Consider the following 13,225-nt stretch of genomic DNA (forward strand, 5'->3'; position numbering starts at 1 on the left):
CGCGCCGAGATAGGACGCTCGAGGGCCCTATCTCGGCGCGCAGGTCCTATCTCGCGGCTTCGTCGTGTGCGTGCGCGTCGTAGGCGGCGAGCACCGTCGTGGCCGCCGCCGCCAGCACCGCGTCGTCCGGCTCGGCGGCCTCGTCCGGGTGGTCGGTGAGCACCGCCAGCACGATCGGGGCGCGGCCGGGCGGCCAGAGGACCGCGATGTCGTTGCGGGAGCCGTACCGGCCGGCGGTGCCGGTCTTGTCGCCGACCGTCCAGCCCTCCGGCGTCCCCGCGCGGATCGCGTCGAGGCCCGTCGTGCTCGCGGTGAGCCAGCCGACGTACGCCTGGCGCACCGCGGGGTCGAGCGCGTCCCCGAGGGCGTACGTCGCCAGCCCTTCGGCCAGGGCGCGCGGGGTGGAGGTCCGCGCCGGGTCGCCCGGCGTGAATCGGTTGAGCTCCGGCTCGGCCGCGTCGACCAGGGTCACGGTGTCGCCGCGGGCCGCGAGCGCCGCCTCGAGCGCGGCGGGTCCGCCCAGGTGCCGGAGCAGCACGTTGAGCGCGCCGTTGTCGCTGTCGGTCACCGCCGCCGCGCCGAGCGCGCCGATCGTCAGGTCCGTGCCCGCCGCGCCGGCGGTGACCGGGGCGTGGCCCACGTCCGCGACGTCCTCGGCGGTCACGGTCAGCGGCCGGTCGAGCACCGAGGCGGGCTGCCCCGCCAGCAGCTCGCCGGCCGCGAGCGCCTTGAGCGTCGACGCGTAGCCGAACCGCTCGTCGGCCCGGTACGCCACCGTGTCGCCGGTGCCGGTGTCGTGGGCGTACACGCCGACCCGGCGGCCGGTCGACCGCTCGAGCGCCGCGAGGTCGGCCTCGACCGCGGCGGTGAGGTCGGCGGGCGCGACGGCGGTGGGAGTCGCGGTCGGCGTCGGTGCGGGGACCTCGGCCGCGCGTCCGTCGCGCCCGCCGGGCGGGTCGGACGTGCAGGCCGCGGCGGTCAGCGTGAGGGCCACCGCGAGCGCCGCGCGGGCCAGCGCGGCCGCGGGCAGCCCGGCACCAGCCCGGCGCGCGGCGCGCACCCGGCGCACCCGGCGCTCAGCGCGCACCCGGCCGCCAGAGCACGATCGCCCCGCGCGCACCGACGGCCCGCGGGTCCTCCGAGGGCGCCCCGCCGTCCGCGGCCCCGCGGCGGCGCTGACCACGCCCCATCGCCACGACGTCGCCGGACGGGTGCGCCGTGAACACCCGGCGTCCCGGCTCGGCGAACGCGCGCAGGTACTCCACCTGGCGGCGCAGCCGCTCCACCTCGGACTCGAGCTCGAGGATCCGCTTGATGCCGGCCAGGTTCACGCCCTCCTCCTGGGAGAGCCGCTGCACCTCGCGCAGCGTGGCGATGTCGCGCAGCGAGTAGCGCCGGCCGCGCCCGCGGGTGCGGCCGGGCTGCACCAGCCCGAGCCGGTCGTACTGCCGCAGGGTCTGCGGGTGCATGCCCGCGAGCTCGGCGGCGACCGAGATCACGTAGACCTGCGCGTCCTCCGAGACCATCCCGCCACCTCCTCCGGTCGGTCGGTCGGCGCGCCGCGGGGGCCCCGGGCGCGCCGGCCGGTCAGTCCTTCGCGCGCGCCAGCAGGTCGGCCCGCGGGTCCTCGCCGGACGTCGCGATGCCGAACGCCTGCACGGCCTCCTTCGCGGCGGCGCTCAGCCGCTGCGGGACGACGACCTGCACGGTGACCAGCAGGTCCCCGGTGCCGCTCGTCGTCGTGACGCCGCGGCTCTTGACCCGCAGCGTCCGGCCCGACGGGGTGCCCGCCGGGATCTTCAGACGCACCTGACCGCCGTCGAGGGTCGGCACCGGCACCTCCGCGCCGAGTGCGGCCTCGTCGAACGCGACCGGCAGGGTCACCCGGAGGTTGTTCCCGTCCAGCGCGAACACCGGGTGCGGCGTCACGCGCACGGTGACCTCGAGATCGCCCGGGGGCGCGCCGTTCTCCCCGGGGCGGCCCTTGCCGCGCAGCCGGATCTTCTGCCCGTCCCGCACGCCGGCGGGGATGCGGGCCTTCACGGTCCGCCCCTCGACGCCGAGCGCCACGGTCGAGCCCTCCACGGCCTGCCGGAACGGCAGGGTGGTCACGGCCGCCAGGTCGGCGCCCCGCCGGGCGGTGCGGCCCTGGCCGAAGCCGCCGCCCCCGCCGAACAGGCCGCCGAGCAGGTCCTCGAACCCGCCGCCGCCCGCGCTCGCGCCGCCGGTGCCCGCGCCCTGCGGGAACCGCACGCGGGTGCCGCCGGCGCCGCCGCCGAACACGCCGCCGAACAGGTCCTCGAAGCCGCCGTTGGCGCCACCGGCGCCACCCGGGCCACCCGCGCCCGCGCGGAACCGCGCGCCGCCGGCCATCGCCCGGAGCTGGTCGTACTGCTGCCGCTGCTCGGGGTCGGAGAGCACCGCGTAGGCCTCGCCGACCTCCTTGAACCTCGCCTCCGCCGCCGCGTCCCCCGGGTTGTGGTCGGGGTGCATCGTGCGGGCGAGCTTGCGGTACGCCTTCTTGATCGTGGCCGCGTCCGCGTCCTTGGCGACGCCGAGCACGGCGTAGAAGTCCTTCTCCAGCCAGTCCTGACCGCTCACGACGCCTCCTTCCGCTCTCTCGTCCGGTTCCCCGGGGCCTGCGTCCGGCCCCGGACCGGGGTGGACCCCACGGCCGGGGCCGCGCCGTGACGACGCGGCCCCTGCCGGTGGGTCCTGATGATGCCCGTCACGCCTCCGGGTCGACGACCGCCACCCGGGCGGCGCGGATCACGCGCTCGCCCATGCGGTAGCCGGGCTGCAGCACCTGCTGCACCGTCGGCTCCGTGACGTCGGCCGAGTGCCCGTGCATGAGCGCCTCGTGCACCTGCGGGTCGAACGGCTCGCCGGCGGCGCCGTAGCGCTCGATGCCGAACCGCCCCAGGGTGCCCTCGAGCTTCTCCGCGATCGACGCGAACGGCCCGACCAGGTCGCCGTGCTGGCGCGCCAGCTCGATGTCGTCGAGGACGCTGATCAGCGCCTCGGCGACCGACGCGACGCCCTGGTCCCGGGCGGTGAGCGCCTCGGCCTTGGACCGCTTCACGTACGCGGAGTACTGCTGCTCGAGGTTGAAGTAGTCGGCGTTCCGCCGCTGCAGCTCGTCGAGCCGCTCGGCGGCGAGCTTCTGCGCCTCGACCAGGCCCTCCAGCACCACGGCCTCCTCGGCGGCGGTCGCCGCCGCCTCGGCCTCGGCCAGGACCTGCTCCTCGGCGGTCGGCTCGCGCAGCTCCCCGGTCTCCGGGTCGATGCGCCGCTTGTCGGTCACGCGCGGGGCCTCCTCCTCGGGATCGCGCCCCTGCGGGTTCGGCTGGTCGGTCACTTCTTGTCACCCTCGTCGTCGACGATCTCGGCGTCCACCACGTCGTCGTCCTGCGCGGACGACGCGTCACCCGCCGGGGCCTGGTCGGCGGCCGGCTGCTCGGCGGACTGGTTCGCCGAGTAGAGCGCCTCGCCGATCTTCTGCGACGCGGTGACCAGCGCGGTCTGCTTCGCGGTGACCTCGGCCAGGTCCTCGCCCTCGAGCGCCTTCTTCAGGTCGTCGACGGCCGAGCGGACCTCGGTCTTCACGTCGTCGGACAGCTTGTCGTCGTTGTCGGTGAGCAGCTTCTCCGTGGAGTAGACCAGCTGCTCGGCGGAGTTGCGGGTCTCCGCCTCCTCGCGACGCTTCTTGTCCTCGGCGGCGTGCGCCTCGGCCTCCTTGACCATGCGGTCGATCTCGTCCTTCGGCAGGCCGGAGCCACCGGAGATCGTCATCGACTGCTCCTTGCCCGTGCCGCGGTCCTTGGCGGACACGTGCACGATGCCGTTCGCGTCGATGTCGAAGGTGACCTCGATCTGCGGGACGCCGCGCGGGGCCGGGGCGATGCCGGTCAGCTCGAACGTGCCCAGCGGCTTGTTGTCCCGCGCGAACTCGCGCTCGCCCTGGAACACCTGGATCAGCACCGACGGCTGGTTGTCCTCGGCCGTCGAGAAGATCTCGCTGCGCTTGGTCGGGATGGCCGTGTTGCGCTCGATGAGCTTGGTCATCACACCGCCCTTGGTCTCGATGCCGAGGGACAGCGGGGTCACGTCGATCAGCAGGACGTCCTTGCGGTCGCCCTTGATGACACCGGCCTGCAGCGCGGCGCCGACGGCCACGACCTCGTCCGGGTTGACGCCCTTGTTGGGCTCCTTGCCGTCGGTCAGCTCGCGCACGACGTCCGCCACGGCGGGCATGCGGGTCGAGCCGCCGACGAGCACGACGTGGTCGATGTCGGCGACCTTGATGCCCGCGTCGCGGATGACCGCGTGGAACGGCGCCTTGGTCCGCTCGAGCAGGTCGGCCGTCATCTGCTGGAACTGCGCCCGGGTGAGCTTCTCGTCCAGGTGGATGGGGCCGTTCTCGCTCATCGAGAGGTACTGCAGGCTGATGTTGGTGCTGGTCGCGGACGACAGCTCCTTCTTGGCCTGCTCCGCCGCCTCGCGCAGACGCTGCACGGCGATCTTGTCCTTCGCCAGGTCGACGCCGGTGGAGTTCTTCACCTGGCCGACCAGCCACTCGACGATCCGGTTGTCCCAGTCGTCGCCGCCGAGGCGGTTGTCGCCGGAGGTCGCGCGGACCTCGATGGTCGAGAAGTCGTCGTCCTTGCCCACCTCGAGCAGGGAGACGTCGAACGTGCCGCCGCCGAGGTCGAAGACGAGGATCAGCTCGTCCTCCTTGCCCTTCTCCAGGCCGTAGGCCAGGGCCGCCGCGGTGGGCTCGTTCACGATGCGCAGGACGTTCAGGCCGGCGATCTGGCCGGCGTCCTTGGTCGCCTGGCGCTCGGCGTCGTTGAAGTACGCCGGGACCGTGATGACGGCGTCGGTGACCGGCTCGCCCAGGTACTCCTCCGCGTCGCGCTTCAGCTTGCCGAGGACGCGGGCGGAGATCTCCTGCGCCGTGTACTTCTTGTCGTCGATCTCGGTCGTCCAGTCCGTGCCCATGTGGCGCTTGACGGACGCGATGGTGCGGTCGACGTTGGTGACGGCCTGCCGCTTGGCGACCTCACCGACGAGGACCTCACCGGTCTTGGAGAACGCCACGACCGAGGGGGTCGTGCGCGCGCCCTCCGCGTTGGCGATGACCGTGGGCTCCCCGCCCTCGAGGACGGCCACCACGGAGTTGGTGGTGCCCAGGTCGATGCCGACTGCTCGTGCCATGTCTGTGCTCCTTCGTTCGTGCTGCGTCGTCGGGCGCTGCGGCCGTCCCGGGGCGGGGCGGGTGGCGCCTTGAGCCTGCTGCACTCAAGTCTGCGTCGCGGTCGATCACGGTGCAACTCCGCGGCTGCGAACTTGAGTCCACCCCACTCAACTCCCGACCACCCCGGAATGTTCCCGCCCCCGCCACGGACGCTGAGGACGCAGAAGATGCGGGGTTCGACGTGCGTGAACCCCGCATCTTCTGCGGTCTCGACGAGCCCGGCACGAGCCGGGCGCGGGTCAGATCAGCTCGACGCGGTCCGCCTGCGGGCCGCGGTCGCTCTGGCGGACCTGGTACCGGACGCGGTCCCCCTCGAAGAGCGCCTCCTCGCGCTGCAGGACCGAGACGTGCACGAACAGGTCCGGGCCGCCGTCGTCCGGCGTGATGAAGCCGAAGCCGCGCTCCGCGTCGTAGCGCGCCACGACGCCCTGGCCGCCGCGCTGCGGCGCGCGGGACGGCGCCGGGCCGCGGCCGGAGTCGCGCCGGTCCGACCCGCCGCGACCGCCGTGGCCGCCCCGGGACGGGCCGCCGACCAGCCGGACGCCCTGGGCCTGCAGGCCCTTCTCGCCCTCCGAGGCGCGGTAGGTCACCCGGTCGCCCTCGACGAGCTCGGCCAGGTCGCCGTGCAGCGAGCGCGCGTGCACGAAGATGTCCTGCTCCCCGGAGTCGGGCGTGATGAACCCGAAGCCCTTGCCCGCGTCGTACCAGGTGACGGTGCCGTCGGCCCCGTCGTTCTTCGTGGCCGCGCGGCCCGGGCCCCCCGCGGCGTCGGCACCGAGCGGCAGCAGGTGGTCGGCCTGCGGCCCCTTCTCCCCCTCGACCACGAGGAACGCGACGCGCTGGCCCTCGGCGATCACCCCGCCGCCGACGATCGCGGAGGAGTGCACGAAGATCTCGCCGTCGCCGCTGTCGGGCGTGATGAAGCCGTAGCCCTTGGCCGGCTCGTACCAGTTGACGGTGCCGAGCCGCCCCGGCGCGGCGTCGGTGGCGACGTCGCCGGTGACGCGGACCTCGCGGGCCTGCGGGCCCCGGTCGCCCTCGCCGATCTCGAACTCGACGGTCTGCCCCTCGCGCAGCGACGCCGGGCCGTCCTGGCCGACGATCTCGGACGCGTGGACGAACAGGTCCTCGGCGTCGTCGCCGAGGGCGAGGAAGCCGAACCCTCGCTCGGTGTCGAACCAGCGGACGGTTCCCTGCGGCACGGTGGTACTCCTCGGGTGGTGACGGCGGTTGCTGCGCACCAGTGTCCACCGGTCGGCGGCGCGGGACGAACCCCGAGGCGCCGGCGGGCGGTAGCGTCGCCGCGTGGTCCGCCGTCGCAAGGTCTCGTCGGGAGCGTCGCCGTCGACCCGGGCGCGGTACGCGAAGCGCCGCCGGCGCCGGGTCGCCCTCGCCGACAACGACCTCAGCACGACGGACTGGGCCGACCTCGTCGCGGCGTGGGGCGGCGCGTGCGCGTACTGCGGGGCACCGTCGACGGCGCTGCAGCGGGACTGCGTCCTGCCGATCTCGCGCGGCGGCCGGTACACCCTGGACAACGTGGTGCCGGCGTGCGCGTCGTGCAACGCGAGCAAGCACAACGACGAGGTCACCGGGTGGCTCCGGCGGAAGAAGCTCGACGAGCGGGCGTTCCTGGTCCGGCAGGCGACGATCGTGCGGGCGCTGCGCCCGATCGGGCGCGCCGACACGGCGGACCAGGCCGACCCTGCCGGACCGGTGTGACCAGACGCACCGTGGGCTCGCGGGGGTCCGCCGCGTAGGATCCTCCGGGCCCCGCGCGACCGCGGCGCCTTCTCCCCACCCCAGGACGGACGGCGCATGAGCGCGCAGACGACCACGCCCGCGCAGCACCCGGACGGGCCCGCCGACGAGGCCCTCGACCCCGCGTCCGCCGACCTCGTCGCGGCGGCCGACGCGCCCGGCGTCGACCCCGCCGAGTTCGCCACCTTCCTGCGCGTCGCCGACCAGGTCGCCGCCCTGCCGCAGACGCACCCGCAGCACGCCGCAGCCCGCCGCGCCGCGTCCGCGATGTTCAAGGCCGCCAAGAAGCACCGCCGCGGGGAGAAGCGCCGGCTGGTCGCCGAGGCCGACGCCGCCGTCGTCGCCGCGACCGCGACCGGCAGCCCGGGCCGCATCGACGACGAGACCGCCGGCATCCAGATCACCTCGTCGGCGACCGGCGCCATCGCGGGGACGCTCATCCGGCCGCGCGCCTGCTACGTCTGCAAGCAGGACTACACGGTCGTCGACGCCTTCTACCACCAGCTGTGCCCGGACTGCGCGGCGCTGCACCACGCCAAGCGCGACGCCCGCACGGACCTCGCGGGCCGCCGCGCGCTGCTGACCGGCGGCCGCGCCAAGATCGGCATGTACATCGCGCTGCGGCTGCTCCGTGACGGCGCCGACCTGACGATCACCACCCGGTTCCCCAAGGACGCGGTCCGCCGGTTCAGCGCGATGGACGACTCCGCCGACTGGATCGACCGGTTGCACGTCGTCGGCATCGACCTCCGCGACCCGGCCCAGGTGGTGTCCCTCGCCGACCACGTCGCCGCCCAGGGCCCCCTGGACATCCTGATCAACAACGCCGCGCAGACGGTGCGGCGGTCGCCGGGCGCGTACGCGCGGATCACGGACGCCGAGGACGCCCCGCTGGACACGCACGCCGCGCGGATGATCACGACCTTCGGCCGCACGAGCGACGCACACCCCCGCGCGCTCGCCGGGTCGGTGAGCGACCTGACCAGCCCCGCCCTGGCGATCGAGCGGGCCGGGCGCGCCGCCGCGGAGGAGCTGACCGCGCTGTCGCTGACCGCCGAGGCCGCGAGCCTGGAGCGGCTGGTCGCGGGGACGTCGATCGACGCCGGCGGGCTCATCCCGGACGTGGCGGAGACCAACTCCTGGGTGGCGACGGTCGACGACGTGGACCCGATGGAGCTGCTCGAGGTCCAGCTCTGCAACCAGACCGCGCCGTTCATCCTGGTCAGCCGCCTGCGCTCCGCCATGGCGGCGTCGCCGGCCCGGCGCACCTACATCGTGAACGTGTCGGCGATGGAGGGCGTGTTCGCCCGCGGGTACAAGGGCCCCGGCCACCCGCACACGAACATGAGCAAGGCCGCGCTCAACATGCTCACCCGGACCAGTGCCGGCGAGATGTTCGCCGACGGCATCCTCATGACCGCCGTCGACACCGGGTGGATCACCGACGAGCGCCCGCACCCGACCAAGGTGCGGCTCGCCGAGGAGGGGTTCCACGCGCCGCTCGACCTGGTCGACGGCGCCGCGCGCGTCTACGACCCGATCGTCCGCGGCGAGGCGGGCGAGGACCTGTACGGCTGCTTCCTCAAGGACTACGCCCGCTCCCAGTGGTGACCCGAGCCCGTCAGGCCGGCTCCACCGGGAGCCAGAGCTCGACGGTCGCGGTGCTGAGGTCGTCGGCGCGGTCGAGGACCGCCACGACCTCCGGGCCCGGCCGCAGCCGCCACGGGTTCGACGGGAACCACTCGGTCGCGGTCGCGGCCCACACGCGCTGCAGCGTCTCCGGGTAGGGCCCGGCAGCGCGGAAGACCGCCCACGACCCCGCCGGCACCGGCAGGACGTCGAGGTCGTCCGGCACCTCGACCGCGTCCGAGACGGCGACGCCGTGCAGGTACGTCAGCTCCGTGCCCTCGCGCCGGTCCGGGTCGAGGTCGGCGCTCACGGCGAGCAGGCCGGCGGGCTCGGCGTCGCCCAGCGCCTTGAGGCGCGCGTGCTGCTCGGGCGGGAGCGACGCGACGTGCTGCTGGATCGCGGGGTTCACCCCCTCGTGCACGAGCGGGACGCGGGCGGCGTGGCCCGCGAGACGGAAGTCGGGCCGGGAGACGAGTCGGACGTCCATGGGTGCTGCTCCTTCGACGGTCAGGCGGAACCTGAGACGGGGTTGGGTCCGGAGGGGGCCGCCGTCGCGCCGGACCTGGCCCGGGCTGGCGCCGTGCACCGCGCGGAACGCGCGGCCGAACGCCTCGGCCGACCCGTAGCCGTACCGCACGCCGATCCCGAGCAGGTCGCCGCTGCCGCCGACGACCTCCGCGGCCGCGACCGTCATCCGCCGGCGGCGCACGTACTCCGACAGCGGCATCCCGGCCAGCGACGAGAACATCCGCCGCAGGTGGTACTCGGTGGTGCCGAGCGCGGCGGCGACGCGGGGGACGTCGAGCTCCTCGTCGAGGTGGTCCTCCACGAGATCGACGAGCCGGTTGAGCGAGGCGATCACGGTGCTCCCTTCCGCTACCCAGCCTGCCGACCGCCCCGGTGACGCCGCCCGACCATCCTGGCCCGATCCGATCAGGACTCGTAGGTATTCAGTGTTGCCAAGTACCGGTACCTAGCGTTACGTTGTACCGGTAGTCAGCGACACCGAGTACAGGAGCCCACGATGGCCAACCAGATGACCGAGATGCTCAAGGGCACGCTCGAGGGCATCGTCCTCGCGATCCTCGAGGCGCGGCCGGCGTACGGGTACGAGATCACCGCGCAGCTGCGCGACGAGGGGTTCGTCGACCTGGCCGAGGGCACCGTGTACGCGCTCCTGGTCCGGATCGAACAGCGCGGGTTCGTCGACGTCGAGAAGGTCCCGTCCGAGAAGGGACCGCCGCGCAAGGTCTACTCGCTCAACGCCGCGGGCCGCGCCCAGCTCGACGGGTTCTGGACCACCTGGGCGTTCCTCGCGGGGCGGATCGAGCACCTCCGCGCCGCGCACGCCGACCGCACCGGCACCGGCTCCACCAGCACCGACTCCGGCACCACCCACCGCACCACCGACCGCACCGAAGGGGACGACTGACATGGTCGCGAAGTGGATCGAGGCCCTCACCGGCTCGCTCGAGCAGAAGAAGCAGTACCGGCAGGACATGGCGCGGATCAAGGCGCTGCCGGAGCCCTACCGCACCGCCGCGAAGGCCACGCACCGGTACCTCATGTACTCCGGCGGCGTCACCGACGGCGACACGATGGTCACGATGTTCACCGACCTCGCGGACCTGTGGGAGCGCGCGGCGACCGACGGGACCCCCGTCCGCGACGTCGTGGGCGACGACCCGGTCGAGTTCGCGGAGACGTTCGCCCAGGCGTACGTCGGCGACCGGTGGATCGACAAGGAGCGCGCCCGCCTGACGAAGGCGATCGACGAGGCCGAAGGGGACGCCCGATGAGCGCCGGAGCCGCCGGCGCCCCGGGCCCGGCCGTCGCCGTCCGCGGCGTCGAGAAGTCGTTCGGCGACCTGCGCGTGCTGCGCGGCGTCGACCTCGAGGTGGCACCGGGGACGATCGTCGCCCTGCTCGGCTCCAACGGGGCGGGCAAGACGACCCTCGTCCGGATCCTGTCCACGCTGCTCAAGCCGGACGCGGGCACGGCGACGGTCCACGGGTTCGACGTCGTCGGCCAGGCCGCGGAGGTCCGGGAGTCGATCAGCCTCACCGGCCAGTTCGCGGCCGTCGACGGGATGCTCACCGGCCGGGAGAACCTCCGGCTGGTCGCCCGGCTCCGGCACCTGCCCGACCCGGGGGCGGTGGCGGACCGGCTGCTCGACCGGTTCGCGCTCACCGAGGCGGGCGGGCGCCGGGCGTCGACCTACTCGGGCGGCATGCGGCGCCGGCTGGACATCGCGATGAGCCTGATCGGCGACCCGCCGGTGATCTTCCTCGACGAGCCGACGACCGGGCTGGACCCGCAGGCCCGCAACGAGGTGTGGCGGACCGTCGAAGAGCTCGCGACCAGCGGCACCACCGTCCTGCTCACCACGCAGTACCTGGATGAGGCGGAGCGCCTCGCCGACCGGATCGCGATCCTGCACGAGGGGACGATCATCCAGGACGGCACGCTCGCCGAGCTCAAGCGGCTCCTCCCGCCCGCGCGGGTCGAGTACGTCGAGAAGCAGCCCACGCTCGAGGACGTGTTCCTCGCCCTCGTCGGTGCCGGCAGCACGCCGGCCGGGAAGGACCCGCGATGAGCGCCACCGCCACCACCCACGTCGTCGGCGACACCGTCGCCCTCACCGACCGGTCGCTGCGGCACATCCTGCGCAGCCCCGACACGATCATCACGACCGCGGTCACCCCGGTCGCCCTGATGCTGCTGTTCGTCTACGTGTTCGGCGGCGCGATCCACGGCGGGTCCACGGCGTCGTACGTCGACTACCTGCTGCCGGGCATCCTGCTCATCACGGTCGCGTCAGGCGTCGCGTACACCGCGTACCGGCTGTTCCTCGACCTGCAGGGCGGCATCGTCGAGCGGTTCCAGTCCATGCCGATCGCCCGGCCGAGCGTCCTGTGGGCGCACGTGCTGACCTCGATGGCGGCCAACCTGACGTCGGTCGTCCTGGTCGTGGGGATCGCGCTGCTCATGGGGTTCCGCACGGGGACGACCGTCCTCGCGTGGCTCGCCGTGGCGGGCATCCTGGTGCTGTTCACGCTCACGCTGACCTGGATCGCCGTCCTCGCCGGCCTGTCCGCGAAGACCGTCGACGGGGCGAGCGCGTTCTCCTACCCGCTGATCTTCCTGCCGTTCATCAGCTCGGCGTTCGTGCCGACGGACTCGATGCCGACCGCGGTCGCCTGGTTCGCCGAGCACCAGCCGGTCACCGCCGTGGTCGACTCGATCCGGGCGCTGTTCGCCCAGGAGCCGGTCGGCGGGGACCTGTGGGTGGCGCTGGCGTGGCTGGTCGGGATCCTGGTGCTGGCGTACGCGCTGTCCGTGCGGGCGTACCGGCGCAAGGTGGGCTGACCCCGGGCCGGGGTCAGGCCGTCGCCAGGACGGGCGCGAAGGGCACCAGCTCCTCGCGCCCGTCCTCGACGACGAGGCAGGTGCTCTCCGGGACCTCGAGCCAGGCGCCCTTGAGGTCGCCCAGCGGCTCCGAGACCACGATCCGGGTGTCGTCGGACAGCCCGTGCAGGACCGGGTTGTCCGGGTACTGCGCCCGCAGCACCGCGACGTCCCGGTTCCGGAACAGCGACCGCGACCGGCCCTCGGAGGAGTACCGGAACGTCCACAGCCGCTGCCCGTCCGTCGTCGCGAACGTCCCCTGCACCGGGAACGCCACGCCGTGCCGGAGGGCGACGTCCTCGATCAGGCCGACCGCCCGGGCCACGGCGGCCGGCGGGTCGTCGGTCAGCCCGAAGGTCAGCGCCAGGTAGAACAGGGCCTCCGAGTCCGTGGAGCCCTCGATCAGCGGGTAGAGGTCCGGGTCGACGGCCATGCGCAGGTCCCGCTTCAGGGTGCTGAACCCGTTGATCACGCCGTTGTGCGCGAACAGCCACTGCCCGTGCCGGAACGGGTGGCAGTTGGTCTGCTGCACCGCGGTCCCGGTCGTCGCGCGGATGTGGGCGATGACCATGCCGGAGCGGATGTGCTGCGACAGCTCGCGCAGGTTGCGATCGCTCCACGCGGGCTCGATGCTGCGGAACAGCCCGGGGATCGGCGAGTGGTCGTCGTACCAGCCGACGCCGAACCCGTCGCCGTTCATCGGCTCGACGCCCAGCCGGCTGTGCCGGCTCTGCATCACGAGCGAGTTCTCCGGCTTGTAGAGCAGCTCGTCGAGCGTCACCGGCGAACCCGTGTACGCGAGCCATCGGCACATGGCGGCCTCCCCCTGTGGGTGGGCCCGCGCCGTCGCCGGCCCCTCGGGGCCACTGTGCACCGGGGCCTCGCAGGTAGGCCCCGGTGCGCTCGGGGTCAGTCCTCGGTGGGCGCCTGCACGGCCGGCGCGGGCTGCCGGCGACGCATCAGGACGGAGCCGAGCGAGACCGCCGCGGCGGCGCCCATCGCGGCCAGCACGAGCCACGTGCCCGCCTCCCGCTGCATCGCGACGACGCCGAGGAGGAGCAGCAGGCCGCCGATGCCGAGGAGGGCGGTGGCCGGGTCGGTCGTGGTGTTCTTGTCGGTGTTCATGCTGGTCAGCCTAGGTTCGCGCCCCGGTGCGACGCCTCGGGCGGG

The 13,225-nt window shown here is 73.9% G+C and carries 15 protein-coding genes; 6 read left to right on the top strand and 9 right to left on the bottom strand.

Features of this window, described 5'->3' with window-relative positions:
* Positions 1 to 46 precede the first annotated feature (46 nt).
* The 6 genes from bla to FS882_RS21805 form a co-directional block, all read right to left on the bottom strand.
* On the bottom strand, positions 47 to 1,087 hold the full coding sequence (gene bla, locus FS882_RS02940; protein WP_222848110.1) for a class A beta-lactamase: 1,041 nt from the start codon (positions 1,085 to 1,087) through the stop codon (positions 47 to 49).
* Positions 1,077 to 1,526, bottom strand: a complete 450-nt coding sequence (locus tag FS882_RS02945; protein WP_158370677.1) for a heat shock protein transcriptional repressor HspR — start codon at positions 1,524 to 1,526, stop codon at positions 1,077 to 1,079. The genes bla and FS882_RS02945 overlap by 11 nt, the downstream gene beginning before the upstream one ends.
* A 61-nt stretch (positions 1,527 to 1,587) precedes the next feature.
* Positions 1,588 to 2,601 (bottom strand): DnaJ C-terminal domain-containing protein, encoded by a 1,014-nt coding sequence (locus FS882_RS02950; RefSeq protein WP_158370679.1) that lies wholly within the window; start codon positions 2,599 to 2,601, stop codon positions 1,588 to 1,590.
* A gap of 127 nt (positions 2,602 to 2,728) precedes the next feature.
* Entirely contained in the window at positions 2,729 to 3,358 is a 630-nt protein-coding gene (locus FS882_RS02955; protein WP_158370681.1) for a nucleotide exchange factor GrpE, read from the bottom strand.
* Positions 3,355 to 5,217: a molecular chaperone DnaK gene (gene dnaK / locus FS882_RS02960; protein WP_158370683.1), complete on the bottom strand. Its 1,863-nt coding sequence runs from the start codon at positions 5,215 to 5,217 to the stop codon at positions 3,355 to 3,357. Before dnaK ends, FS882_RS02955 begins: the two co-directional genes overlap by 4 nt.
* Positions 5,218 to 5,496: 279 nt before the next feature.
* Positions 5,497 to 6,459, bottom strand: a complete 963-nt coding sequence (locus tag FS882_RS21805; protein ID WP_158370685.1) for a cold shock domain-containing protein — start codon at positions 6,457 to 6,459, stop codon at positions 5,497 to 5,499.
* A 103-nt stretch (positions 6,460 to 6,562) separates the two neighbouring features.
* On the opposite strand from FS882_RS21805, the gene FS882_RS02970 reads away from it, so the two are divergent.
* Positions 6,563 to 6,979: an HNH endonuclease gene (locus FS882_RS02970; RefSeq protein ID WP_158370687.1), complete on the top strand. Its 417-nt coding sequence runs from the start codon at positions 6,563 to 6,565 to the stop codon at positions 6,977 to 6,979.
* A gap of 96 nt (positions 6,980 to 7,075) precedes the next feature.
* Complete coding sequence (locus tag FS882_RS02975; RefSeq protein ID WP_158370689.1) at positions 7,076 to 8,629, top strand: SDR family NAD(P)-dependent oxidoreductase; 1,554 nt, start codon at positions 7,076 to 7,078, stop codon at positions 8,627 to 8,629.
* Positions 8,630 to 8,639: 10 nt separating this feature from the next.
* On the opposite strand, the gene FS882_RS02980 is transcribed toward FS882_RS02975, so the two are convergent.
* On the bottom strand, positions 8,640 to 9,509 hold the full coding sequence (locus tag FS882_RS02980; RefSeq protein WP_158370691.1) for an AraC family transcriptional regulator: 870 nt from the start codon (positions 9,507 to 9,509) through the stop codon (positions 8,640 to 8,642).
* A gap of 162 nt (positions 9,510 to 9,671) precedes the next feature.
* Between FS882_RS02980 and FS882_RS02985 the strand changes: the two genes are divergently transcribed.
* The 4 genes from FS882_RS02985 to FS882_RS03000 are packed head-to-tail and all read left to right on the top strand — an operon-like array spanning position 9,672 to position 12,016.
* Positions 9,672 to 10,079, top strand: coding sequence for a PadR family transcriptional regulator (locus FS882_RS02985; RefSeq protein WP_158370693.1), 408 nt, complete (start codon positions 9,672 to 9,674; stop codon positions 10,077 to 10,079).
* 1 nt (position 10,080) lies between these two features.
* Positions 10,081 to 10,446 (top strand): DUF1048 domain-containing protein, encoded by a 366-nt coding sequence (locus tag FS882_RS02990; RefSeq protein ID WP_158370695.1) that lies wholly within the window; start codon positions 10,081 to 10,083, stop codon positions 10,444 to 10,446.
* A complete protein-coding gene (locus FS882_RS02995; protein WP_158370697.1) occupies positions 10,443 to 11,243 on the top strand; it encodes an ABC transporter ATP-binding protein in 801 nt (266 codons plus the stop codon). The genes FS882_RS02990 and FS882_RS02995 overlap by 4 nt, the downstream gene beginning before the upstream one ends.
* A complete protein-coding gene (locus FS882_RS03000) occupies positions 11,240 to 12,016 on the top strand; it encodes an ABC transporter permease (RefSeq protein ID WP_147795241.1) in 777 nt (258 codons plus the stop codon). The genes FS882_RS02995 and FS882_RS03000 overlap by 4 nt, the downstream gene beginning before the upstream one ends.
* 13 nt (positions 12,017 to 12,029) lie before the next feature.
* On the opposite strand, the gene FS882_RS03005 is transcribed toward FS882_RS03000, so the two are convergent.
* Positions 12,030 to 12,869 carry a class II glutamine amidotransferase gene (locus tag FS882_RS03005; protein ID WP_158370699.1) on the bottom strand — a complete coding sequence of 280 codons (840 nt, stop codon included), beginning with the start codon at positions 12,867 to 12,869 and terminating at the stop codon, positions 12,030 to 12,032.
* Positions 12,870 to 12,964: 95 nt separating this feature from the next.
* Positions 12,965 to 13,180 (bottom strand): hypothetical protein, encoded by a 216-nt coding sequence (locus FS882_RS03010; protein ID WP_158370701.1) that lies wholly within the window; start codon positions 13,178 to 13,180, stop codon positions 12,965 to 12,967.
* Positions 13,181 to 13,225: the final 45 nt, after the last annotated feature.

The sequence above is a fragment of the Cellulosimicrobium cellulans genome, assembly GCF_007679345.1.
GTDB classification, from domain to species: domain Bacteria; phylum Actinomycetota; class Actinomycetes; order Actinomycetales; family Cellulomonadaceae; genus Cellulomonas; species Cellulomonas cellulans_A.

Excerpts from the sequence above, each read along its gene's own strand:
- FS882_RS02995 (WP_158370697.1), top strand. The coding sequence starts at position 10,443 with ATGAGCGCCGGAGCCGCCGGCGCCCCGGGCCCGGCCGTCGCCGTCCGC.
- FS882_RS02985 (WP_158370693.1), top strand. The coding sequence starts at position 9,672 with ATGGCCAACCAGATGACCGAGATGCTCAAGGGCACGCTCGAGGGCATC.
- FS882_RS03010 (WP_158370701.1), bottom strand. The coding sequence starts at position 13,180 with ATGAACACCGACAAGAACACCACGACCGACCCGGCCACCGCCCTCCTC.
- FS882_RS02990 (WP_158370695.1), top strand. The coding sequence starts at position 10,081 with ATGGTCGCGAAGTGGATCGAGGCCCTCACCGGCTCGCTCGAGCAGAAG.
- FS882_RS02945 (WP_158370677.1), bottom strand. The coding sequence starts at position 1,526 with ATGGTCTCGGAGGACGCGCAGGTCTACGTGATCTCGGTCGCCGCCGAG.
- FS882_RS03000 (WP_147795241.1), top strand. The coding sequence starts at position 11,240 with ATGAGCGCCACCGCCACCACCCACGTCGTCGGCGACACCGTCGCCCTC.
- FS882_RS03005 (WP_158370699.1), bottom strand. The coding sequence starts at position 12,869 with ATGTGCCGATGGCTCGCGTACACGGGTTCGCCGGTGACGCTCGACGAG.
- dnaK (WP_158370683.1), bottom strand. The coding sequence starts at position 5,217 with ATGGCACGAGCAGTCGGCATCGACCTGGGCACCACCAACTCCGTGGTG.
- FS882_RS02975 (WP_158370689.1), top strand. The coding sequence starts at position 7,076 with ATGAGCGCGCAGACGACCACGCCCGCGCAGCACCCGGACGGGCCCGCC.